Consider the following 23,861-nt stretch of genomic DNA (forward strand, 5'->3'; position numbering starts at 1 on the left):
AGCGATGATCGACCCATGCATAAGCTAATCTTTACCTTCGCCGCCTAGACGTCATGTGTTTGCCGGAAGTCTTTCCGGGCCAAGGGACGACAAAGGCTCATGACCCATATGCCGGGTGCGCATCACTTCACGCCGACAGCGACGCCCGCGTCCCTGGCCACGGCCCAATCGATGGGAATGGTGTTCCAGATCGCCGGATCAAGCTCCAAGATCCTGATCGATCCGCAACGGCTTGCCCTATTGGGGCAGGACATGGACCCCTGCACCGCCATGGCGGGCCAGGTCGGCAGCCAGGTCAAGATGCGCGTCGGCACGGTGTGGCTGGTTGCCAGCGTCCGCGCGATGGTGCTGGACCAGGCGAGCCAGAGCATCGTCGCCGACATCGACTTTCTGGGCGAGGGCGACGAAGAAAAGCTGACCGGGCGTATCTTTCACTTCCGGCGCGGCGTCACCCGCTATCCTACCCCCGGCACCGAGATTTTCCCGGTGTCGAGCAAGGATATGCAGCAGATCTACGCCGCCGATGACCGGCCGCATGTTCAGATCGGCACCGTCTATCCAACCACCGACACGCGCGCTGCGCTCTATGTCGATCAGATGCTGGGCAAGCATTTCGCGCTGCTCGGCTCCACCGGCACCGGCAAATCGACCAGCGCCGCGCTGATCCTGCACCGCATCTGCGACCTGTCGCCGCAGGGGCATATCGTGATGATCGACCCGCATGGCGAATATGGTGCGGCCTTCAGCAGCAATGGCGCGGTGTTCGACATCAGCAATCTGGCGCTGCCCTACTGGTTGATGAATTTCGAGGAACATTGCGAAGTGTTCGTCACCTCCTCCGGCTCCGAACGCACCGTCGATTGCGACATTCTCGCCAAATGCCTGCTCGCGGCGCGCTCGAAGAACCGGCTGGCCGAACAGATAGGTCGCCTGACCGTCGATTCGCCGATCCCCTATCTGCTCTCTGACCTGACCAACATCCTCCAGAATGAGATGGGCAAGCTCGACAAGGGCACGGGGTCACTGCCCTATATGCGGATCAAGACCAAGATCGACGAGATCAAGGCCGACCCGCGCTACAGCTTCATGTTCTCCGGCATGCTGGTTGCTGACACGATGCAGGACTTCATCGCGAAGATTTTTCGCCTGCCATCGAACGGCAAGCCGATTTCGATCATCGACGTGTCCGCCATGCCATCGGACATCACCTCGACGGTGGTGTCGGTGCTGTCGCGCCTTGTGTTCGACTATGCAATCTGGGCGCGCGACGAGCCGCAGCGACCGATCCTGCTCGTGTGCGAAGAAGCGCATCGCTATATTCCCAATTCGACCAGCGGTAACGGTCAGGCGGTGCGCAAGATATTGGAGCGGATCGCCAAGGAAGGTCGCAAATATGGCGTGTCGCTGGGCCTCATCACCCAGCGTCCGTCGGACCTGGCCGAAGGCGTGCTGTCGCAATGCGGTACGATCATCGCGATGCGCCTGAACAACGACCGCGATCAGGCCTTCGTCAAGGCCGCCATGCCCGAAGGCGCGCGCGGCTTCCTCGATTCGATCCCCGCGTTGCGCAACCGCGAGGCAATCATCTGCGGCGAAGGTGTCGCCGTGCCGATCCGCGTCGCGCTCGACAATCTGGAAGAACATCGCCGCCCCGCGTCCGGCGACCCCAGCTTCACCCAATTGTGGCGGCAGTCGGGCGATGAGCAGGCTATCCTCGACCGCACCATCACCCGCTGGCGCAACCAGGGGCGGTAATTATCCGGTCGGCGCGCTCCGTCCGGCGGGTTCAGCATCGCTGTTCACGCTCTCCCGGCATTCCTCTTCATGCACCGGCACCAGCAGCTTGGCCTTGCGCCAGCCGCCCTGAGCATAGACGAGATAGGCGAGCAGCAGCGAAACGAACGATCCCGCCGGAAAGCTGAACCACAGCGCATCGGCACCGATCCGGGGATAAGCGAGATAATAGAAACCGATCCGCACCGCAAACAGGGTGAAGATCAGGATGATCAGCGGCTTTATGACCACGCCATTGGCGCGCATCACCCCGAACAGGATCATGGTGCAGCCAAAGGCAATGAAGCTCCAGCTTACCCGCAACTGCATATGCCACGCTTCGGCGATCACGACGTCATTGTCGCCCAAAAACAGGCCCAGCAATGGCTCGTGGAAGGTCAGCATCACCGCGACCATGGTGCCGGTGATCAGCAACTGATAGCCGATGCCATAGCCGGTGACGCGGCTGATCCGGTCCCACCGCCCCGCGCCGATATTCTGCGCCGCCATGGCGCTGACCGCGCCGCCCATCGCCATCGCCGGCATCTGGAGATAGGTCCATAGCTGCTGCGACGCGCCATAGGCCGCCGTCACCTGCAGCCCTTCGCGGTTGACGAGGCCGATCATCACCAGGCCCGATGCCGACATGACGATCATCTGGAGGCCCATTGGCAGCCCCTTGCCCAGCAGCACGCGCATCTGTTCGGCCGCCGGGCGCAGATAGGCCAGCTCCAATCCGCGTAGCCGCAACGGCAGATCTTTGGCATAGGTATAGGCGATGATCCCGATCAGGCTGACGAAACCGGCCACAGCGGTCGCCGTCGCCGACCCCGCGATCCCCATGGCCGGGAACGGTCCCAGCCCCAGGATCAGCACGGGGTTCAATATCAGGTCCACCGCCACGCTGACGATCATGAAGATCAGCGGCGTGCGCGCATCGCCCACGCCGCGTAGGCCCATCATGATCATGACGGACAAGAGGGTTGCGGGCATGGCGATGAAGATGACGCGCAGATAGACGAGCGCCATGGCATAGGCTTCGACCGGGGTCGAAAGCAGCCGCAGCAGCGCGGGCGCGCCCACCCAGCCGAGGGTCGATACGACCAACGCCAGCCCCATGCAGAAGCCAACCGCCGACCCGAAGGCGCGGCGCGCGGCGTCCATGTCCCGCCGCCCCACCGCCTGGCCGATCATCACCGTGGACGCCATGCCAAAGCCGAAGACGATCGAGAACATAAGGAACATGATGATATTGGCGTTGGCCGTCGCCGCCAGTGCCTCCGGCCCCAGGAAGCGCCCAACCCAGATCGCGTTGATCGATCCGTTGAGCGACTGGAGGATGTTCGACGCCAATGTGGGCATGGCGAACAGCATCAGCGTGGACGCGATCGGCCCTTGCGTCAGGTCTTTTGCGCCCGTCTTGCCTGCCGCCATGCTCATTCCTCAATCCCACTCGCATGAAGCACATATCCTTTGCAGACCCGACCCTAAATTCCTCCCCTGTAAGGGGAGGGGGACCGCCGAAGGCGGTGGAGGGGTGTCACCCTATCGAGAGGGTGACACCCCTCCGTCAGGCTTCGCCTGCCACCTCCCCTGCCAGGGGAGGATCAGCTTGTCTCAACACGCCATCGAATATGATCGCCTCTGTCTCAACGCTTACAGACACCTACTCACCCCAACCGGTCGAGGGCCGCCTGCAACCGTTCCGCCTCGGCGGTCTTCTCGCCATGGTCCTCGCGCGCCTTGGCGACGGCTTCGGGCTTGGCTTTTTCGACGAAACTGGGGTTGGACAGACGCCCGCCCAGCGCATCGCGCTCCTTCTGTGCCGCGGCCAGCGCCTTGGCGAGCCGCGCCTTTTCCGCCGCGATGTCGATCACGCCTTCCAACGGCAGGATGAAGGTCGCCTCATCCACTACGATCTGCGCCGCGCCGCCGGTCGGCGCTTCGCCAAAGGTCAGGCTCTCGATCCGACCCAGCCGTGCAAGCGCTACGCCCTGCCGATCGAGGCGGCGATGCGTCTCCTCCGCCCCGTCGCTCACCACCATCGGCAGTTTGGCACCCGGCGGCACGTTGAGTTCGGTTCGCGCGGTACGGATGGCGCTGACCAAGCGGATCAGCCAGTCGATCTCAGCCCGTGCGTCGCTATCCACCGCCGCCAGCGCCTGCGGCCATTGCGCGACGATCAGTTCGTTCGCGCGCGCGCCGGTCAGGTGCCATAATTCTTCGGTGATGAAGGGCATGAAGGGGTGCAGCATCACCAATATCTGATCGAACGCCCAGCCCGCGACCGCGCGCGTCTCGTCGTCCATCGCGCCTTTCGTCAGTTCGATATACCAGTCGCAAAACTGGTCCCAGACGAAATGATAGATGGCGTTGGCGGCTGCGTCGAAGCGCAGGTCGGCAAGCGCGCTGTCGATCGCCTGCACGGTCGCGACCGTCTCGGCGATGATCCAGCGATTGACCGGCAATTGCGCGGCGGGTGCCTCATGGCTGGTCGAGGCCGTCACGCCGTTCGACTGGAGGAAGCGCGCGGCGTTCCACAGCTTGGTCGCGAAGTTGCGATAGCCCTCGACCCGCTTCTCATCCATCTTCACGTCGCGGCCCTGGCTCTCCATCGCCGCCATGAAGAAGCGCAGCGCGTCGGCCCCGAACTTGTCGATCAGGCCCAGCGGATCGACGACATTGCCCTTGGACTTGGACATTTTCTGCCCGTCCGCCGCCCGGACGAGGCCGTGGAGATAGAGTTTGCGCCAAGGCACGTCACCCATGAACTCCATCCCCTGCATCGCCATCCGCGCGTCCCAGAAGAACAGGATGTCGAAACCGGAAATGAGGAGATCGTTGGGGTAGTGGCGGGATACCAAATCCTCCCCGGCACGGGGAGGGGGACCAGCCAAAGGCTGGTGGAGGGGGCTGGCGTCCTGGGGCAAAGTTGCGTCCATAAGCGCGCCCCCTCCGTCAGCGCTCCGCGCTGCCACCTCCCCGTTCCGGGGAGGATTGTCGTTCGGCCAGCCCAGCGTCCCGAACGGCCACAGCGCCGAGGAGAACCAGGTGTCGAGAACGTCGGGGTCGCGAACAAGAGCTATAGTCGTCCCATCGCTAATTTGAGCGGCTTCAGCCCGATCATTGGCGAAAACAATGTTAGGGTTGGGCAGCTTTTCGCTGCGATAAAACTCCTTCGCTTGACTGAAGACATCTTGCTCAGTTTCACCAACGAAGGCTTGCTGATCTTCAAGCTGATTACGGTTTGAATCAAAGTGTTCATCGTTCGGATAAAAATGGTAGCGAACGCCATCCTTTTCCCAAATTGGCGGCCCAAACCAAGCCGGAATCCGATGCCCCCACCAAAGCTGGCGACTCACGCACCAGGGCTGGATATTCTCCATCCAGTTGAAAAACGTCTTTTCCCACGTCTTGGGGACGATCTCGATCCGCCCGTCGCGCACCGCCTGCATCGGCGCGACCGCCAGTTTAGCCGCATCGACATACCATTGGTCGGTCAGCCACGGTTCGATCACAACACCGGAGCGGTCCCCGAAAGGCGTCTGGATCACGCGCGGCTCGGAGTCGGCGGCGACTTCCTCGCCTTCCTTGTTCCTGGTGACATGCGGCACCAAGAAATCTGGCTTCATCGCCTCGACCACTGCCTTGCGCGCCTCGAACCGATCCAGACCTAGAAACGCCTCCGGCACCAGCCCGTCGGCGGTCTGCACCACCTTCGCATCCGCATCGAACATATTGAGCATCTGGCCCGCGGCGATTCCTGCGCGCTTGCCGACCTCGAAGTCGTTGAAATCATGCCCCGGCGTGATCTTCACCGCGCCTGACCCTAGTTCCGGGTCGGCATAATCGTCGCCGACGATCCGCAAGCGCCGCCCGGTGAGCGGCTGCAAAATCTCCTTGCCGATCACGCTCTGATAGCGCGGGTCATCGGGATGGACCGCGACCGCCATATCGGCCAGCATCGTTTCCGGCCGCGTCGTCGCGACGACGATATGGTCCGCGCCGTCAGCGAGGCGAACGCCATCGGCCAGCGGATATTTGAACCGCCAGAAGCCGCCCTGCGTCTCCTTCGTCTCCACCTCAAGGTCGGAAATGGCCGACCGGAAATGGGGATCCCAATTGACGAGGCGCTTGTCGCGATAGAGCAGGCCGCGCTGGTGCAGTTCCACGAACACCTTGACCACGGCCTTGCTGAAATGCGGGTCCATGGTGAATTGTTCGCGGCTCCAGTCCATCGAACAGCCCAGCCGCCGTAGCTGGCCCGTGATGGTGCCGCCGCTCTCCTGCTTCCAGTCCCACACCTTCGCGATGAATTCGTCGCGTCTATAGTCGGTGCGCTTCTCGCCCTTGGCGTTCATCTGCCGCTCGACCACCATTTGCGTCGCGATACCCGCATGGTCGGTGCCGACCACCCACAAAGCATCCTTGCCGCGCAGCCGCTCGTAGCGGATCATGATGTCCTGCAACGTGTTGTCGAGCGCATGCCCGATATGCAGGCTGCCGGTGACGTTCGGTGGCGGATTGACGATGGTATAGGGCTGCGCGTCCGGCCGTTCGGGGCGGAACAGGCCCTTTTCTTCCCAATGGGCGTACCAGCGGGTCTCGATTGCGGCGGGGTCGAATGTTTTGGGCAGCTCGGTCATGCCCGCGCCTTAATGCGCCTTGCCGCCCCATTCCAGCCGAAAGATCAGCCCAACCAGCGCCATATGCCCGCTGGCCAGCCCGCGAGCGGCATATGCGCCCAGGTCGCGCCCAGCCAGACGACCAGTCCGCCCGCCAGCGCATGCATCCCGAACTGCCCGAACCGCGCGCGCCCAGCCAGGATCGCGGCAAAGGGCCAATAGCTCGTCCGCGATTCCCAATGCTGCCAGGCCGCAGGGGTCAGCACTTCCTTCTTGCGGTCCTGCAAAGCGGCACCGACCAGCGACAGGAGGATGATTGCTACCGACACGATGATATTCGCCGCGACGGGATAGACCAATATATGCGCCAGTCCCCACAGCGCGAAAGCCCACATCATGGGATGGCGGGTGATGGCGAACACGCCCTTCGCCTCTGCCGGGACCATGATCGGCCCGTCCGGGTTGGGCATGGCCGGATTGCCGACCAATGACCCCAGCAGCAGGATCGAGGCGACAAGCATTATGAGGGTCGCGATCGCCCACAGTCCATCGCCGACCGGCCACAGCATCGGCGTGACCGGCGCAGCGCGATAGGCGACGATCATCCAGATCAGCGTCGCCGCCGCGACCAGCGAATAGAGGCCGAGAAAGCCCTTCTCCCCCAGCCGCGCCACCAGTGGCGCACGCAAGGGATGAGACAGGATAAAATGTGTGCCGACGAAGGCCGTCGCTGCGATCAAGACCATCATGTCCCCCCAGCCATCAGAACCGGGTCAGATATAGCATGATAAAAGGAATTGCGTCAGCGGTTTGCGCTAGGACAGGATCAGCGCGCGGTAATCCGCGCAATCTCCTTGGCCACCATCTCTTCGACCAAGGCCGGCAGCCGGGCGTCCAGCCATTCCTTGAGCATGGGCTTGAGCAGCGAGCGCACCAGCCCGTCGAGCGTATTGTCCCCCCCATCCTGCGGCGCGACCAGCATTGAGGACAAAGCGGACAGCGAATGGCGCGCGGCGACTTCGCTTTCGACCGACAATATCGTCTCAGCGCCCGGCGTGGAAGCCGCAGCGGTTGGCTTGGCGGGCTTGGGCGACGCGGCTTTGGGGGCAGGCATGGCGTCCTCCACACCGACCTCTTCGGTCAGTTCCAATATTTCATCACTGTCCAGATCGACGGGCGCAGGCGCTGCGACCGGGCGCACCGCATCGGCACGAACCCGGCGGGGGGCAGCCTGCGCCGCTTCCTCGCCTTCCTCGGCGATGATGCGCTTGATGGACGAGAGTATCTCCTCCATCGAGGGTTCTTTGCTCATATCGCCCATGTCGCCCCCAATTTGTCCGGCCGCCGACCGCAGCCGATCAGGGCCGCTGTGCCGTTTCGGGATTCACATTGGCGTTTTGTGGCACGCTGTCAACGGTGCGTGTCGCGGCGGGCGTAGGCGTGGTGCCATAGTCCCAGTCGAACCATTTGCCCTTCACCCGGTCATAATTGACCATCGGGTCATAGAGCGCGCCACCTTCCAGACCCAGATCATCCGCTTCGGCATGGCCCATGGCCGCCAGCAGGCTGAACCCTGCGACATAGGCATTGCGCCGCGCCGTCACGAGCTGGACACGGGCGTTGAGCGCTTCCTGTTCGGCATCGAGGATGTCGAGAATGGTGCGGCTGCCGACCGAATTTTCCGCGCGCACGCCTTCCAGCGACAGGCTCGATGCATCGACGGCCTTCTGGCTCGATTCGATCGTCTGGAGCGACGCCTGCCAGCTGGCATAGGCTGCGCGGGTCTGGGAGATCACGCTGCGCTCCGTCTCGATCTCCTGTTCCATCGTCTGCGACAGTTGCGCTTGCCGCTGTCGCACCTGCGCCGCCACTCGGCCGCCCTGATAGAGCGGAATGCTTAGCTGCACCCCGGCCTGCGCCTGCTTGTTGATCTGCGATCCGCCGCCGACCGTGCCATTTTCCAGCGTATCGAGATAGTTGGTGTAACCCGCCTGGGTAAAGGCCGATAACGTCGGCAGATTGCCGGCTTTGGCCACCTTCACATCATAACGGGCCGCGTCGCGGGATTTTTCCGCCGCGATGATGTCGGGATTGTCGGCGAGCGCAACCTGCACGGCGGTCTGCGGCGTGGCAGGCAGACCGGGCAGCGCCGGGGGCGGTGCCAGATCGTCCGGCGCACTGCCGACCAGCGCGATATAATTTTCGCGGCTGGTGATCAGATTGGCCTGCGCCGTCTGCAAGTCCGATTGCGCAAGCGCGAGGCGCGATTGCGACTGCGCCACGTCGGTACGGGTCAGGTCGCCAACTTCGAAGCGATCATTGGTCGCTTGAAGATTAACCTCCAGCACGCGCACATTGGCGAGGTTCAGCGACACGATCGCGCTATCGCGGATCACATCCATATAGGCGGCGACGACCTGAGAAAAAATGCTCGCCTCGGTGCCGCGCAGGTTCGCCTGCCCCGCCTCGACCCGCACCTTGGCCGCTTTGACGCCGTTGCGCACGGCACCCCCGGCATAGAGCGGCACGTTGAGCTGCGCCTGCGCATTCACCGTCCGCTGGGGCGAAGTAAAACTGATGGTGGGCTTGAGGATGCTTTCGGAATAGCTGCCGGTCACTTCGGCACCGGGACGCCCCGCCGCCTTCTGGATCGGCACATTCTCGTCCGTCGCCCGCTGCCCGGCGCGCGCGCCGGTCAGCGTGGGATTGGAGGCATAGGCCTTGGCCAGCGCGCCCTGCAGGGTTTCGGCCATGGCCGACCCCGACAGGCTGGTGGACAATAACAGCAAGGCTGTAGCGGTGACCCGCCCAAATGATGGTCGCTTTGCTGTCATGATCCCTGTCTCAAAAAACAAACTGTTCCGGCGTGGCAAAGCCCGGCAGCACCACCATTTCCAGGTCAGCGATGCTGGACAGACCCAGCACGTCGCCGACCACGCGGCCGCTGCACAGGCGCGTCACGCCGCGCTCGACCAGGCCGGTCACCACCCGTCCGCCATCGACAAGCTGCTGAACGAGCGTCGCGGGCACTTCCTCTACCGCGCCATCTATGACCAGAAGGTCATAGGGTGCGCCATCGACCGCCCCGGCACTCAGCGGCCCGCGCGTAACCACGGCACCGATGCTTTCCGGCCCGCCCTCTTCCTCGACCGCAACCACCTGCGCGCCCATTTCGGCCAGCAGCGCGGCGCAATAGCCGGTTGCCGCCCCGATCAGCAGCACCTTGTCACCCGGCACGACCTGCGCCTCAGTCAGCAGGCGGCCGGTGGCCAGCGGAGGATTGATCGCCCGTCCGCCGTCCAGCGGAATGGCGCGGTCGATATAGGTCATGGCGCGGCGATGCGCGGGCACATAATCCTCGCGCGGCACCTTCGCCATCGCCGCGATTACGCGCGGGTCGTTGACGTCGCTGGTGCGCAACTGGCTTTCGACCATGGCGGCCCGCATCGAAGAATGTTTCTGCTCGGTCACGATAGTTTCTCGCTTGGTCCAGTGGGCTTGGCACAACTGTATTGGCAATGCAATACAGTAAGGGGATCAACGGACCTCTAAATCAGCGCAGCCCCCGCGCCAAGCGGCTTTACATGACGGCACGCGAGATTCTTAGGATCGGCCGCTGCCCTTCCGCTTGACTTTGCCGCCAAAGCCGCACATTTGCGACCACCCACTTGACTGAGGCCCGATGGCGGAGTGGTTACGCAGAGGACTGCAAATCCTTGCACGCCGGTTCGATTCCGGCTCGGGCCTCCAAAATCCTGTCTGGCGACGTCTGCCAGCAGTTGAAAAATCCCTGATTTCCGGTAGTTTATGGGCATTCGCTGATTGTCAGTGGATGCCCTTGTTTGCCTGCAATTGCGGATGATGGGGGCCTAATTTGGGGGCCTCAAAGGCCCCAGCAGAATCGAGGCCCCCAATGGTGCTAACCGATACCGCTATCCGCAATGCCAAGCCCGCAGATAAGCCTTACAAGGTTACTGACTCCCAAGGTTTGTATCTGCTCGTCAATCCAAGAGGCAGCAAGCTGTGGCGAATCAAATACCGGATCGACGGCGTAGAACGGAAACTGTCGATCGGGGCGTATCCCGAGATTACCTTGGCCGAGGCGCGCGCTGCCAGGGATGCCGCCCGTAGGCAACTGGCTCATGCGATCGATCCCAACGTAGCCAAACGACAAGCCCGCATTGAGGCGAGCATTCGGGCCAGCAACAGCTTCGCTAGCGTGGCCGAGGAATTGATAGAGAAGAAAGCGCGTGAGGGGTTGGCTGAGCCGACGCTGGAGAAGATGCGCTGGTTTGTGAAACTTATGGGGGCAGACTTCGGAAAGCGACCTGTCACCGATATCACGCCTCAGGAACTTCTTCATGAACTGCAGAAGCATGAACGGCGTGGCCGCTTGGAAACCGCCAATCTCCTGCGCGCCTTTGCCAGCCGTGTTTTCCGCTTTGCAGTTGCAACGGCGCGTGCCGAACGTGATCCGGCGCAACTCCTGATCGGCGCACTGACCACACCGCGAGTCAAGCACTTCGCCGCCGGCCTCTTGGTCTGGTAGCTGATCACGCCGCCCGGCGCGCCAAAGCCGTACATAAAGCCGGTAAGGCCCTTCAGCGCCGTAACGCTTTCGATCGGCTCCAGCAGAAAGTCGCCGCCCCAATACAGCAGCAACGGCACATCATCGATATAATAGTTGCGCACGCCCAGCCCCCTGATCTGGGTGCCCCACCAGTTGGTCGATCCTGACGGCGCGGAAGAAAAGACGGACGGATCGTTGGCAAAGATCTGCCCAATGCTGTTGGCTTGCCGTCGGGCGATGTCATCCGCGTCGATTACCGTTACCGAATAGGGGGTATCCAGCAAAGCTTTCGTACCCAGAGCACCGCCCTGGCTGACCCTGTTCTGGCCCTCGTCCGGCTTTAGGCCGGTCACGATGATCGCCTCATTCGCATCGGGACGTGCCGCATCTTCGGCCGCATGGGCTTGCGTTGCAAAAACGGCAGGACAGGCCGCCATTCCCGTCATCGTCGTAGCGGACAAGAGCGACAGGACCAATTTGTGCGTCATCGAAGACTCCCTTCATCATAGCGCGGCCTCTAGATTTAATGATATTGCGAGTCAATCGCATATATACTTATAGCGCCCCGACTTTGGCGAAGGGGGTGAATGATGAAGAGTTTAGCTAGACTGACCGGCGCGTTGCTCAGCGCATCCTGTCTCGGCCTTTCCGCAGGCGCACGCGCACAGCCGGCGCCGGACGCCGACAGCAAACGGGACGAGATCATTGTCACCGGGGCCAGGAACCCCGATGTCGCCATGGCGTCGAAAGCCGACATCCCGCTTCTTGAAAATTCCCAGGCGATCTCGATCGTCTCGCAACAAACGCTGATCGATCGCGGGGCTCTGCGGCTCGGCGATGCGCTGGCAGGCGTCGCGGGCGTGTCGCGCAATAACACCTACGGATTCTTCGACGGTTTTAACATTCGCGGGTTCAATGCCTCATCCGGCGCGACCTATCTCGACGGGCTGCTCGATGATACCGGCTATGGCACGTCCGAGATGAGCGGGCTGGAACGGGTCGAGGTGGTGAAGGGGCCGGCATCGGGCCTGTTCGGGCAGGGGCCGCTATCGGGCATCGTCAATCTTGTCAGCAAACGGCCACAGGAGGATGCGTTTCTCGATCTGGGCATGAGTGCCGGTTCCTATGATCTGATCGAGGTCCGCGCCGATGCCAACGCACCACTGACAGCGGTCTATCGCGACCAGGATTTCTTCGTCCATTCGTCGGGACAGAAGCGCATCTTCCTCGCACCCTCGCTGCGTTGGCAAATGGGAAGCCGGACTAGCCTGACCCTGCTTGGTCGCTATCAGAGGGACGACATCCGTCCCTGGTCGCCGACTACCGCTTACGGCACTGCGCTACCCAATCCCAACGGACCGCTGCCGATCAGCCTGTCCATCAACGACACCATGTACCCCGCCGTCCAGAAAAATGACTACTGGAATCTGGGCTATGTGTTCGACCATCAGGTCAGCGAGGCCGTCGCGGTCCATCAGTCGCTGCGCTATCAGGATTTCCACAACAGCTGGGACAATTGGCTGTTCATCACCGGCATCAACACCCAGGATATTCCGGCAACCGCGATCAGCCCGCTCATCCCGGCCTACAGCCGGGTCAGCCGCGCCTTTTATGGTCCGTACGAGGAGAATGGCACCTATTTCCGCGTCGACACCAACGCCAGTGCGCGTTTCGACACCGGACCTCTGAACCATTATCTGCTGGCTGGACTTGATTATGGCCGACGCCGGTCGGACAACTACAATCTCTACGACACCAGCAATCCCTATTATCTCAACCTTTACGCCCCGGTTTACGGGACGGTCAGCACGCACAATCCGGCCGTTCCCTTCTCGACCGCAGGCAGCCGGACGCGTCAACTGGGGCTGTACGTCCAGGACCATATCAAGCTGGGCGATGTTCTGACGGTGACAGTCGGCGGGCGATGGGACGATGCCTCGGCGATCAACCTGAGCGGCGGCGTGGCAAGTCCCAAGACCAAAGCCACAGCGTTCAGCCCGCGGGCCGGGGCCACGCTTGCCCTTAATGAATGGGCGTCGCTCTATGTCAACTATTCCAAATCCTTCACGCCGCAATTCAGCTACCGCGACGTTGACCAGAAGGTTTTGCCGCCCGAACGCGGCGTCAATTACGAGGGCGGTGTGAAGATCGCCCGATCCGATGGCCGGCTGACCGGGATGATGACGCTGTTCTCTCTGACCCGCGCCAATGTCGCCACGGCCGACGCCGTGCTGCCCAATGTCTATGTGCTGACGGGCGAACAGCGCACGCGCGGCATCGAGGCGGAAATGGCATGGCGTCCCGGTAGCGGCATCGAACTAACGGCGGCCTATACCTATCTCGACGCCAATTCGCCCTGCCCTTCTATCTGATGATCACCTATACCGGACTGGTCACGCTGGCGACCCAATATATGCCCTGGGGCGTCATGGCGAACTATGCGTCCACCGAGAGGTTCTTCGAGGAACTTTTCCCCGGCCGGGCGGGCGTTCCGCGCAGCGGCGTGGCCGCCCCGTTGGTCTACGTCAGCCCGTTGATGGCGATCGCGAGCCGGACATGGGGCGGCGCGGGGGTGGGATCAATACAAGTTACCAACCCCGGCGACAGTACAGCCACCATCACGCTGCGTCGTTCGGCCACCACCGCAATCGGTGCGCGCGGTGAGAGCATCGTCTTCGCCGGGCCGAGCGGCAAGCTGCTGGATCGGCACGCGCAGGAGGGCGGCGCACTCGCGACGCAGAGCGTCATGGTGGGCCTGCATGCCGGACGCTTTGCCAACTGGGGCTTGCGCTGGCTCTATTTCCTCTCCGGCATCGGCGGCACGATCATGGTCGGCAGCGGGCTGGTGTTATGGACCGTGAAGCGCCGCGCGAAGTTGCCTGATCCGATGCAGCCCCATTTCGGATTCCGTCTGGTGGAGCGACTCAATATCGCGGCGATCGTCGGCCTTCCGGCAGGACTGGCGACCTACTTCCTGGCCAATCGGCTGCTGCCCATCGCCATGTCCGATCGCGCGGAATAGGAAATCAACAGCCTGTTTCTGGCATGGGCGGGCGTCCTCTTCTGGGCCTGCTTCCGGCCGCAGCGGCGCGCATGGGTCGAAAGCCTGTCATGCGCCGCCGCCCTGTTCGTGGCCGTGCCAATTGTAAACGCCCTGACTGTCCCGCGTAACATGCTAACTGGCCTCATGACTGGCGACTGGCTGTTCGTCGCCTTCGACATGGCGATGGTAGCGCTGGCCTGCGCCTTGGGCTGGGCAGCGCGCAAGGCGGCACGAGCTAAACCTAAAACGATGCACAGAAACCGTCCGAACAGAAAGGAACTGATCACAGCATGATCCATATTTTGGCGATTTGCGCGTCCATCCTGGGGTTCGGATGCCTCTGCGCCGCGATGGCGCGACATCAGAAGGATATGCTGGGCCGCACACTGTCGCGCCAGGCACAGCCGTGGCTTCGCGGGGCGGGTGGCGCTGTCCTACTTGTCGCGCTGGCGACCGACATGGCCGGACTAGGGGCAGCTAATGGCGCGATCGCCTGGTTCGGTCATCTGACAATAGGTGCCGCGATGGCAGTGATAGGATTGAAATGGAAAACAGCCTGACGAAATCGCCATCGCCTTTTCGCGAAATCCCGCACTGATTACCCGTCCAAGGAGGTGGTTGGCGGATCTCATCGTACGAGCCTCAAGCTCGGTTGAGTGGTATTGAAACGCGAAAGGACCTCCAGCACTGTCGCCGACTAAACCGTTTGAACCGGGCGAAAGATAGTCCGCCTAGTTTGCGCGGATCATACCTGACGAGCAATAGCGCCAGTGCGCCTAACGGCACCAATCCGAAATCCCCATAGCCCAGTGCTTGAAGCCCCGCGGGTCGTACTTGTAAGAATTTCGTACGCCTGCCAGCACGCGAAACCCTTCGACATTCGGCCGTTCGTGAGCGCCATGCGGAACCGCAGGTCTTGTCAGGAACCGACGTCCAGAACTTACCCAACCGACCATTTGACGATGACAGAAACTGGACGGTCCCGGAATGGCAGGTCTCAGACAGCTAGTGGGAAAACCAGACTGACAGCACCCGCCGAGGTTCCGCACAGTGCCATGAGTTCATCAACGCCGGCATTGCGGATGATTTCCATGATGCTGATGCCCAAATGGGCATACAATCTACGTTCTTGCCCGTCACGGGTCGTCACGACGATCACGCTCAAAACGAACATCCTCGTCCCGCCACAACCATCATTCCCGGCGGCGGCTTCAATCGGCCAAAAGAGCGGTCACGGTCTTTGTCTCTGTATAATGGAGGACGCCTTCTTCACCAACCTCCCGGCCCCAGCCTGATTCCTTGACGCCGCCAAAGGGGGCGGAGGGATCGTTCATCCCGTGCGTATTGATCCAGACCGTGCCGGCCTGAAGCCGTCGTGCGGTCAGATGGGCGCGGGACAGGTCGCGGGTCCAGATATTGGCAGCCAGGCCATAGCGGGAGTCATTGGCTTGCCTGACCACGTCATCGATATCGTCGAAGGGGGTCGCAACCAGCACCGGGCCAAAAATCTCCTCCCGCACGATGCTGGCATCAGCACCGGGATTGGCGAAGATCGTCGGCTCGACGAAATAGCCGTCCCGGTCCCCGGTCCCGCCACCTGTGACAAGGTCCGCGCCGGTCGCCTTGCCTTGCGCGATAAAGTCCAGCACGCGCCCCTGCTGCACTTTCGACACCAGCGGTCCGAGCATAGTGTCAGGATCGCGCCCATGGCCAAGTTTGAAGCTCTTAGCGACCTGCGCGATGCCATCGACCACCTTGTCGAACACCGACCGTTCGACATAGAGGCGCGAGGCGGCCAAGCAAACCTGTCCCGAATTGAAGAAAATGGCGAGCGCCGCGCCGATCGCCGCCTTGTCGAGATCGGCATCGGCGAAGATGAGCGAGGGTGACTTGCCGCCGAGTTCCAGCGTGACCCGCTTGAGGTCTTTCGCACAGGTCTGGACGATCTGCTTGCCGACGCGGGTCGATCCCGTGAAGGCGATCTTGTCGATGCCGGGATGCTCGACCAGCGCCTGCCCAGCCTCATGCCCATAGCCGGTGACGATGTTCAACACCCCTTCGGGCAGCCCCGCCTCCAGCGCCAGTTCCGCGAGGCGCAGCGCGGTCAGTGGCGTGACTTCGGACGGCTTCAGCACGATGGTACAGCCCGCTGCCAGTGCAGATGCGATCTTCCAGGCCGCCATCGCCAGCGGATAATTCCACGGCACGATTTGGCCGACAACACCGATCGGTTCGCGCACCGAGTAACTGTGATATTGGCGGCCATCGCCGGAAATCGGGTTCACCTGCCCATAAATCTTGGATGCCCAGCCCGCCATGTAGCGAAAGATATCGACGGCGGCGGGAACGTCCACCGCCAGCGCATGATGCACCGCCTTGCCATTGTCATAGCTTTCAAGCAGCGCCAGTTCCTGTGCATGATCCTCGATCTTGCGCGCGATCGCCTCGATGATCCGGCCGCGATCCAGCGGGCGCATCCGGCTCCAGGCCGCTGATTCGAACGCGGCCCGCGCTGCCGTGACCGCGCGATCAACATCGGCGGCCGTTCCTGCGGGAACAGCGGCGAACACCTTGCCGATAGCCGGATCTTCTACATCGATGACGCGGCCGTCCGCGGCCGCTTCCCATGATCGCCCGATCAACATTTTTTGCTGTGGAAGGCGGACCTCGAAACCGGCGTCACCATGTAATCCAGCGGCGATCGAAACGGGTGCAGTCATGGAACATGTCTCCGGGGATCGAAAAGAAAGAGCCGCGCCCGCCTTTCAGGGCGCGGCCCAGGGGGGAGCGGGTCAGAAGCGCGCCGACAGGGTCGCGCCGAACGTGCGTGGTCGTCCGGCAAAACGGACCGTCGTGTCCGTGATCCGCGTGGCGTTGGACCAGTAGTAGCTGTTGCCCAGATTCCGCACGAAGGCGCTGATCTTGTAGCGCTTGTTGGCAAAGGACAGGCCAGCGCGCAGATCGATCAGCGTATAATCCTCGATCGTCAGGCCACCCTGCGCGCTTAGGTCCGCCGATGGCGTGGCGCGGGCATTGCCCAGCACAGCCTTGGTATCGCTCTGGAAATTCAGATTGGCACCGACGAAAGCCTCGACGTTGTCGCTGAGCGCCCAGTCATATTGGGCATCGGTCACGATCTGAAATTTGGGCGTGTAGGGAAAGGCCGATCCGCCAAAATCCAGCTGGCTGCCATAGCTGTCATAGTTGACGAAACTGCCCTTGATCCGCGTGTCGAGATAGGTCGCGCCAATACTGACGCGCAGGCCATCGGTCGGCGCGAGGTCGAGTTGAATTTCCGCGCCCTTTACACGGCTTTTCGGGACGTTCACCAACGCTTCGAGCGGGCCGAACACATTGGGATTAGCGATCACGCGGCCCTTCAACTGCTTGTCGCTATAGTCGTAATAGAAGAGTGCGCCGTTGATCTGGGCGGTGTTCTCCAGCAAGGTCAGTTTCGCGCCGAGTTCATAAGCGGTCACGGATTCCTGCGTGACGGGATTGAACTGGTTGGCATCGCTGGCCGACAGCAGCGGAAAGCTACCCGACTTGTAGCCTTTGCTGACGGAAGCGTAGAGCAGCACGTCCCTGCTCGGCTTGTAATCGACACCCCCACGCCAGGATATATTATCCTCGTCCAGCGACTTGCGCACCTCGCCCACGGTCAGCGTCGATCCGTCGATCGTCACGCAACCATTGGTGGGAATATCGATGGGCGCCAGCCCTGCGCCGCCGCGAATGAAGTTGATCAGATTTTCGATCCCCAGCCCCAACGCATTGCCGCGATCGGCCGTGCAACCGGCAAAATCGATATTGGTCTTGGTATAACGCACCCCGCCATGCACGGTGATGCTGTCACCGATGTCGTAGTCCAGATTGGCGAACACCGCCTTGTTCACGAATTTTTGGCGCGCATATTGGCTGTAGACGAAAAAGGGGATGCCAAGGCCGGCGTCGACGAAATTATAGGCCGATGTCGATTGGTCATAGGGACCGGCATCATCCTGCTGATAGGTTTTTTCGCGCGCATAATTGGCACCCAGAATATAGGTCAGGCCGCCAGTCCGCCCTTGCAGACGCAATTCCTGCGACAGTGCCGTGATCTTTCCGGTGGTGTTGTAGAAATAGTCACGCAGGGCGACGCCGTCCGGGTCGATATCCTGGTCATTATGATATTCCGACCAGCTGCTGATCGAGGTCAGGCTCACATCGTCGGTCAGATCGATATCCCCCCGGAACGAGGCCTGATAGAACCAGTCGTCACGCCGGGGCTTTTGTTCCGGCGTCCAGTCGGCATCACGATTGTTACGCGGCGCGATAGGATAGGTGGCCAGAGGCCCCAGCCGCGCGGGATTGCCCAGCGGCACCACACCGATCAGTTGCGCAGCCTGCCCATCGCTCTTGTCGATGAAACCGTTGAGGTTGAGCGAAAAGCGTGCGCTGTCGGACGGCTCGAAGTCGATCAGGATGCGGCCCGTGGTGAAGTTGCGATCGCCGAGCTTTTCATCGCGCGTGTAGCTACGTTGCCATGCCCCGCCCTGTTCGGTCCGCACCGCCACGCGTGCGGACAGCGTATCGCTGATCGGCCCGCTGATGAAACCGCCACCCGACACCTGTCCGAAACTGTCCAGACCCGCGTCAAGACCGGCTTTGAAGGTCGATGTCGGCTTGGCGGCGATATAGTTGATTGCACCGCCCGTCGCGTTCGATCCGAACAGCGTGCCCTGCGGCCCTTTCAGCACTTCCACGCGCTCCAGATCGAGCGTCGCACCACGCGTCATGATGGAAAAGGGGATCGGCACCTGATCCTGATAGATGCTGACGGTGGGCTTGGCAGCGAGGCTGGTGTCGTAAAAGCCGATGCCGCGCAATGTGTAGACCGGCGTTGCGAACGCGCTCTCGGTATAGTTGAAGCCGGGCACGATCTTTACCAGATCCGCGACATTGGTGATGCCCTGGTTCGCCAGCTTCTCGCCGGATGCCGCGGTGATCGACAGCGGCACATCGTTGATCGCCTGCTCGCGCTTCTGTGCCGTCACGACGATGTCGCCAAGGCCCGAGGATGTCGCCTGTGGCGCAGCGTCGGTCTGGCCCCAGGCCTGCGCATGCAATGCAACGGCCGATACGGTGGCGGCCAGCGTGATAAACCTCTTGGTCATGTTCAGACTCCTCCCATTTACCGCCTGGATGTTCCCATCCTGGGCCTGAGCGCCGGTCCCGCTTTGGCGGTGATCCAGCGGCGATGTGCGTCAGTTCTTCGTGAAGCGGATCGGCAGCGCCTTGTACCCGCCGACGAAATTGGTCTCGACCATGCGGGGATCGCCCGCCATTTCGACCGAGCTGAGATGCGGCAGCAATTCCTCGAACAGGATGCGCATCTCCAGCTTGGCGAGATGCTGGCCCAGGCACATATGCGGACCAAAGCCGAAGGCGATGTGCGGATTGGGCGAGCGGGTGATGTCGAAGCGGTCAGCGTCGTCAAACACCGCCTCGTCGCGATTGCCCGACGGGTAACAGATCATCAGCCGTTCCATCGCGCGAATATCCATGCCGCGCACCTGCGTGTCGGCGGTGGCATTGCGCATGAAATGCTTGACCGGACTGGTCCAGCGGATCGCCTCATCCACGAGGCCAGGGATCAGCGACGGGTCCGCCTTCACCTTGGCCCAATTTTCGGGATAGACCATCATCCCGTGCAGCCCACCGGCGGTCGAGGACGACGTCGTGTCATGGCCCGCGGTGGCGATCGCGACATAATAGCCGTTCGCCTCATCGCGCGGGATCGGCGCGCCGTTGATCCGCGAATTGGCGATCAGCGACAACAGGTCATCGGTCGGCCTTTCCCGGCGGGCGGCACTCAATTTGTCGAAATAGGTGTAGAAATCCTCGATCGAGGCTGCCCATTGCTTTGCCGCGACCACCGGGTCCGCCGCCATTTCGGGCCGCTGTTCTTCGGGATCATGCACGCCGAAAAACTCCTGCGTCAACTTGAGCATCCGCGGTTCGTCTTCGGGTGGCACGCCGAACAGCGTCATGATGACGCGCAGCGGATAGTGCAGCGCAAAATCGCGGACGAAATCGCATTCGCCATCGAAGCTCAGCAGATTGTCCACCGACTGACGCGCCAGCACGCGGATCTGATCCTCCAGCTTGCTGATCTTGCCGGGCAGAAACCAGTTGGACGTCAGCGTGCGGTAGGACGCATGTTCGGGCGGGTCCATATAGGTCAGCGACGACAAGATGCGGATCGACCCGCCATTAATGTCCCGCGTGAAGGCGTCCGATGCCTGATCCACCAGAATCGGGTTGTGATCGGCATTGTGGAACAGCTTGCCGTTGCGTTCCACTTCCTTGATGTCGGCATGTTTGGTGACGACCCAGACCGGGTCATAGCCAGGCACCTGTGCGATACCCAGCGGCATATGTTCGCGCAGCCAGCGAAAAGCACCATAGATCGTCGCGTCGTCCGTATAGCTTTTGGGTGCGATCACGATCCGCGCAATGTCGTCGGGGATGATGGGACGCACGTCGGCATCCAGCGAAGTCGCCATGAAACTACCCTCTCCTACACGCTGTCCTAAGGACACTTACGTATTACGTATTGTCATTACGTAACTATGGACAAGCGGATTCGTCAATCGTAAAAAGAGGTCGGACCATTCGGCCTTTCAGGGACGGGAATCGCAGAAAATACGCGGCTTTACGGCGCAAATCATCCGTTCCCATCCCCGAAACTGAATGACGAACCCAAAGATTGAATAGGAGAAGGCCCATGGAAGTGAAGGCAGCTGTCGCCCGGATAGCGGGTGGTGACTTTACGCTAGAGCAGCTCACCCTGTCCGATATGCGCGCCGACGAAGTGCTGGTGCGGATCGTCGCGACGGGCCTGTGCCATACCGATATCGTCGTGCGCGATCAGTTGCTGCCGACGCCCCTGCCCGCTGTGCTGGGCCATGAAGGTGCAGGCATCGTCGAGGCAGTCGGCGCGGATGTCACCACACTCGTGCCGGGTGATCGCGTCGTGATGGGCTTTGCCGCCTGCCGCCAATGCCCCCAATGTGTTGCGGGGCACCCCGCCTATTGCCGCGATTTTTCCGCACTCAACTTCGGTGGCTGCCGGGCGGACGGCTCGACCTGCCTGCATGACGGCGTAGCGCCGGTCAGCAGTCACTTCTTCGGCCAATCCTCCTTCGCCAGTCACGCCATCGCGGCCGCCCATAATCTGGTGAAGGTACCGGCCGAAGCACCGCTCGAACTGCTTGGCCCGCTGGGCTGCGGTATCATGACCGGGGCGGGTGCAGTGATGAAGGCGCTCAAACTTCAGACTGGCGAGACCATCCTGATCACTGGCGGCGGCCCCGTCGGTCTGAGCGCCGTCATGGCGGCGAAGGCTTCGGGCGCAGGGGAGATCATCGTCGCCGATCCTTTGGCAACACGCCGCGCCATGGCGCTCGACCTGGGCGCGACCCATGTCATCGACGTGACCGCGGGCGACACCGCCGAACAGTTGCGCAAGCTGTTGCCCCAAGGCGTCGATTGCGTGCTGGACACGTCGGGCGCGGTCCCGGCGATCGACGCCGGCGTGGCCTCTCTTGCCCCTCTGGGGCGTCTTGCCATCGTCGGTGTGCCCAGGGCGCTGGATGCGGCGATCAGCCTCAACATCCTGACCCTCCTGTCGCTTGGCATCTCGATCTGCGGCGTGACCGAAGGCAATGCCGACCCGCAGACGTTCCTGCCCGAACTGATCGCGCTGAATGCCAAAGGGCTGTTCCCATTCGAGAAACTGATAACGACCTACAGGCTGGAAGACATCAACCAAGCGATCGAGGACCAGCATGATGGCCGCTGCGTCAAGGCTGTACTGACGATGGCGTGACCTTGCCCGCCGGGCGATCCGTTTCCTTGCCGGCGCGGATCGCCTCGACATGGCGGAAGAAAGCGCGCTGACGCATCAGGCCGAAGAAATCGAGCATGAGCGGAAGCGCATGTTCGACCATGGTGGCCGCTTCCGCCACATCGATATGCCCGTCGACCCGCTCCATGAAGGTCGACGCTTCCCAGCGTCCGACGAAATCCGCCGCCTCGGTGTAAAAGCCCAGTATGTCGGGCGTGTAATCCAGCCGCTGATCGAACCCGGCCTTGCGCATGTCGCCCCAGATACGCACCAGCTGCGCGCAGGTGATGCTCAGCGCCTCGCCCTGATCCGTTTCGATGATATCCAATATGCCGATCTTCGCGAGCGTGCGGGCATCCTCCGCCGCATGCGGATAGCGTTCCAGCAGCGACGCGATCGTCACCGGCGGCCCGTCGACGCCGACGCGATGCGCGACCAGTTGCTCCAGCTGGTCGAACGCGCTGGCCTCGACCCGGCCTTCGGTACCTTCACCGCCGATGATCGCCTTGATCTGTGCCAGCGTCAGCCGGTTCTCCCGCTGGAGCCGACGCACGGACAGGATCGCCTGGACATGCTCCTCGCCATAATCGGCAACCGTCTTGCGCGGCCGCTCCGGCTCCGGGATCAATCCTTCGCGCAGATAGACGCGGATCGTCTCCCGATGAACCCCCGTCCGATCCTCCAGTTCGCGCATCTTCATGATGGCGCTACAGCATGGCGCACCGGACAGGGCAAGCCGCTATGTTACTTATATACGCAAGGCTGAACGGTTCAGGCCGCGACCTTGCCGCCATCCTCCGCTTCCTGCATCGCGCTGAGCAGTCGCCGCGCCTGGTTGACCGCGCCGTCGCTGGCGATACCCACAAATGCCCGGTCCGGTTCGTCGTCGATCCGGCGCTGCTGCGCTTCGAGCGTTTCCTCATCCTCGGTGATGGTATCGAAAAACTGGTCGAACAGCACGTCCGGCACACCACTTTCCTTGGGCGCAGTGGTGCAGATGGTCCACAGATAATGGCTGGTCGTTTCCGTCTCCGGCGTGATGAAATGGTTGTTGGCCAGCATGAAGCCATTGTCGCGCTTGCCTTCATAGGCGCCGGTGCCAGCATCACAGCCCCCCGCGTTGACGCGGCACGTCATGCCGATGCCCGGCTCGAACCGCACTTCCTGCCAGCGATCAACCCGGCCCTTGAAGCCGCCAGCGTCGATATAGGATTTGGGCGGGATCGAATTGGGCATCTTGCGCAGCAACGTCACCTTGCGACCGTCGAACTCGACCTTGGTATCCGCATTATAATGCTGCTCCGGATTCCCGCCGATCGTGCGCGCATGGATATAGGGCACATGGGTCAGGTCCATGATATTGTCGATGATCAGCTGCCAATTGGCCTTCACCGGGAAATTATAGGGCCGCCACGTCCAGGCTGGATCATTATGTTCCGGGCTGTCGACGATGATCGACGGATCGGCCAGCGCCGGTTCGCCCATCCAGATCCAGATCAGATGATCCTTCTCCACCACCGGATAATGGCGGACATTGGCGGCGGCAGGAATGCGCGCCTGGTTGGGGATGCGGGTGCAGGTGCCCTTCCCGTCAAATTCCACGCCATGATAGCAGCAGCGGATGACGTCGCCATCGACATGGCCCGAAGAGAGCGGCATCGCCCGATGGCTGCACCGGTCCTCCAGCGCGGCGATCTCGCCGCTTTCGGTGCGGAACAGCACGACCGCCTTGTTCAGATATTTGCGCCCCAGCGTCTTGCCCGGTTCGATATCGGCAGCGAAAGCGGCCACATACCATGCGTTGTAAATGAACATGCTGCTCTCCATTATCCGGCCGGGCCGTTCACGGCTCCGGCGCTACCCTATTGTTGGTGGTTATTATGGATGGCCCGCGCAGAACCGCCAATCGCAATCCCATAACGCCATAAGAAAAGCGGGAAACAAAGACGGTAAAGCGGG

General features: G+C 61.9%; 18 protein-coding genes, 1 tRNA gene and 1 pseudogene. 7 read left to right on the forward strand and 13 right to left on the reverse strand.

Annotated elements, in window-relative coordinates:
* Positions 1-99 precede the first annotated feature (99 nt).
* Positions 100-1,755, forward strand: a complete 1,656-nt coding sequence (locus tag ACZ2HM_RS10105; protein WP_470425144.1) for an ATP-binding protein — start codon at positions 100-102, stop codon at positions 1,753-1,755.
* Here ACZ2HM_RS10105 and ACZ2HM_RS10110 read toward each other — a convergent pair whose 3' ends face one another.
* The 6 genes from ACZ2HM_RS10110 to ACZ2HM_RS10135 form a co-directional block, all read right to left on the reverse strand.
* Complete coding sequence (locus tag ACZ2HM_RS10110) at positions 1,756-3,207, reverse strand: MATE family efflux transporter (protein ID WP_470426837.1); 1,452 nt, start codon at positions 3,205-3,207, stop codon at positions 1,756-1,758.
* A gap of 236 nt (positions 3,208-3,443) precedes the next feature.
* A complete protein-coding gene (locus ACZ2HM_RS10115; RefSeq protein ID WP_470425145.1) occupies positions 3,444-6,419 on the reverse strand; it encodes a valine--tRNA ligase in 2,976 nt (991 codons plus the stop codon).
* Positions 6,420-6,463: 44 nt separating this feature from the next.
* Positions 6,464-7,144 (reverse strand): NnrU family protein, encoded by a 681-nt coding sequence (locus tag ACZ2HM_RS10120; protein ID WP_470426838.1) that lies wholly within the window; start codon positions 7,142-7,144, stop codon positions 6,464-6,466.
* 80 nt (positions 7,145-7,224) lie between these two features.
* Positions 7,225-7,719 (reverse strand): DUF2497 domain-containing protein, encoded by a 495-nt coding sequence (locus tag ACZ2HM_RS10125; protein ID WP_069066051.1) that lies wholly within the window; start codon positions 7,717-7,719, stop codon positions 7,225-7,227.
* Positions 7,720-7,756: 37 nt separating this feature from the next.
* Positions 7,757-9,232 (reverse strand): TolC family outer membrane protein, encoded by a 1,476-nt coding sequence (locus ACZ2HM_RS10130; RefSeq protein WP_470425146.1) that lies wholly within the window; start codon positions 9,230-9,232, stop codon positions 7,757-7,759.
* Between the two features lie 10 nt (positions 9,233-9,242).
* Entirely contained in the window at positions 9,243-9,869 is a 627-nt protein-coding gene (locus ACZ2HM_RS10135; protein ID WP_470425147.1) for a protein-L-isoaspartate O-methyltransferase family protein, read from the reverse strand.
* 205 nt (positions 9,870-10,074) lie between these two features.
* Between ACZ2HM_RS10135 and ACZ2HM_RS10140 the strand changes: the two genes are divergently transcribed.
* A tRNA-Cys gene (locus ACZ2HM_RS10140) sits at positions 10,075-10,148 on the forward strand.
* A 163-nt stretch (positions 10,149-10,311) separates the two neighbouring features.
* Positions 10,312-10,947, forward strand: coding sequence for a tyrosine-type recombinase/integrase (locus ACZ2HM_RS10145; protein WP_237748929.1), 636 nt, complete (start codon positions 10,312-10,314; stop codon positions 10,945-10,947).
* Between the two features lie 65 nt (positions 10,948-11,012).
* On the opposite strand, the pseudogene ACZ2HM_RS10150 reads toward ACZ2HM_RS10145, so the two are convergent.
* Positions 11,013-11,456, reverse strand: a pseudogene (locus ACZ2HM_RS10150) (TonB-dependent receptor plug domain-containing protein); the annotation flags it as partial.
* A 102-nt stretch (positions 11,457-11,558) separates the two neighbouring features.
* Here ACZ2HM_RS10150 and ACZ2HM_RS10155 point away from each other — a divergent pair.
* From ACZ2HM_RS10155 to ACZ2HM_RS10165, 3 genes are all read left to right on the forward strand, one after another.
* Positions 11,559-13,340 (forward strand): TonB-dependent siderophore receptor, encoded by a 1,782-nt coding sequence (locus ACZ2HM_RS10155; RefSeq protein ID WP_470425148.1) that lies wholly within the window; start codon positions 11,559-11,561, stop codon positions 13,338-13,340.
* Positions 13,340-13,990, forward strand: a complete 651-nt coding sequence (locus tag ACZ2HM_RS10160) for a PepSY domain-containing protein (RefSeq protein WP_470425149.1) — start codon at positions 13,340-13,342, stop codon at positions 13,988-13,990. Before ACZ2HM_RS10155 ends, ACZ2HM_RS10160 begins: the two co-directional genes overlap by 1 nt.
* A 311-nt stretch (positions 13,991-14,301) precedes the next feature.
* Complete coding sequence (locus ACZ2HM_RS10165) at positions 14,302-14,571, forward strand: DUF3325 domain-containing protein (protein ID WP_037477422.1); 270 nt, start codon at positions 14,302-14,304, stop codon at positions 14,569-14,571.
* A gap of 437 nt (positions 14,572-15,008) precedes the next feature.
* On the opposite strand, the gene ACZ2HM_RS10170 is transcribed toward ACZ2HM_RS10165, so the two are convergent.
* The 4 genes from ACZ2HM_RS10170 to ACZ2HM_RS10185 all read right to left on the reverse strand — a co-directional run bounded on the left by ACZ2HM_RS10170 (position 15,009) and on the right by ACZ2HM_RS10185 (position 20,559).
* Positions 15,009-15,176: a hypothetical protein gene (locus tag ACZ2HM_RS10170; protein ID WP_156106254.1), complete on the reverse strand. Its 168-nt coding sequence runs from the start codon at positions 15,174-15,176 to the stop codon at positions 15,009-15,011.
* Positions 15,177-15,222: 46 nt separating this feature from the next.
* Positions 15,223-16,731, reverse strand: a complete 1,509-nt coding sequence (locus ACZ2HM_RS10175; RefSeq protein ID WP_237748927.1) for an aldehyde dehydrogenase family protein — start codon at positions 16,729-16,731, stop codon at positions 15,223-15,225.
* 72 nt (positions 16,732-16,803) lie between these two features.
* Positions 16,804-19,167 carry a TonB-dependent receptor gene (locus ACZ2HM_RS10180; protein ID WP_470425150.1) on the reverse strand — a complete coding sequence of 788 codons (2,364 nt, stop codon included), beginning with the start codon at positions 19,165-19,167 and terminating at the stop codon, positions 16,804-16,806.
* Positions 19,168-19,257: 90 nt separating this feature from the next.
* Positions 19,258-20,559 carry a cytochrome P450 gene (locus ACZ2HM_RS10185; protein ID WP_037477418.1) on the reverse strand — a complete coding sequence of 434 codons (1,302 nt, stop codon included), beginning with the start codon at positions 20,557-20,559 and terminating at the stop codon, positions 19,258-19,260.
* Between the two features lie 221 nt (positions 20,560-20,780).
* Here ACZ2HM_RS10185 and ACZ2HM_RS10190 point away from each other — a divergent pair, with 221 nt between their 5' ends.
* Complete coding sequence (locus ACZ2HM_RS10190; protein WP_037477416.1) at positions 20,781-21,884, forward strand: NAD(P)-dependent alcohol dehydrogenase; 1,104 nt, start codon at positions 20,781-20,783, stop codon at positions 21,882-21,884.
* On the opposite strand, the gene ACZ2HM_RS10195 is transcribed toward ACZ2HM_RS10190, so the two are convergent.
* Positions 21,859-22,602, reverse strand: coding sequence for a MerR family transcriptional regulator (locus ACZ2HM_RS10195; protein WP_052027742.1), 744 nt, complete (start codon positions 22,600-22,602; stop codon positions 21,859-21,861). The genes ACZ2HM_RS10190 and ACZ2HM_RS10195 overlap by 26 nt on opposite strands.
* A gap of 71 nt (positions 22,603-22,673) precedes the next feature.
* Entirely contained in the window at positions 22,674-23,717 is a 1,044-nt protein-coding gene (locus tag ACZ2HM_RS10200; protein ID WP_037479167.1) for an aromatic ring-hydroxylating dioxygenase subunit alpha, read from the reverse strand.
* Positions 23,718-23,861: the final 144 nt, after the last annotated feature.

Source organism: Sphingobium sp. KKT206 (assembly GCF_055640555.1).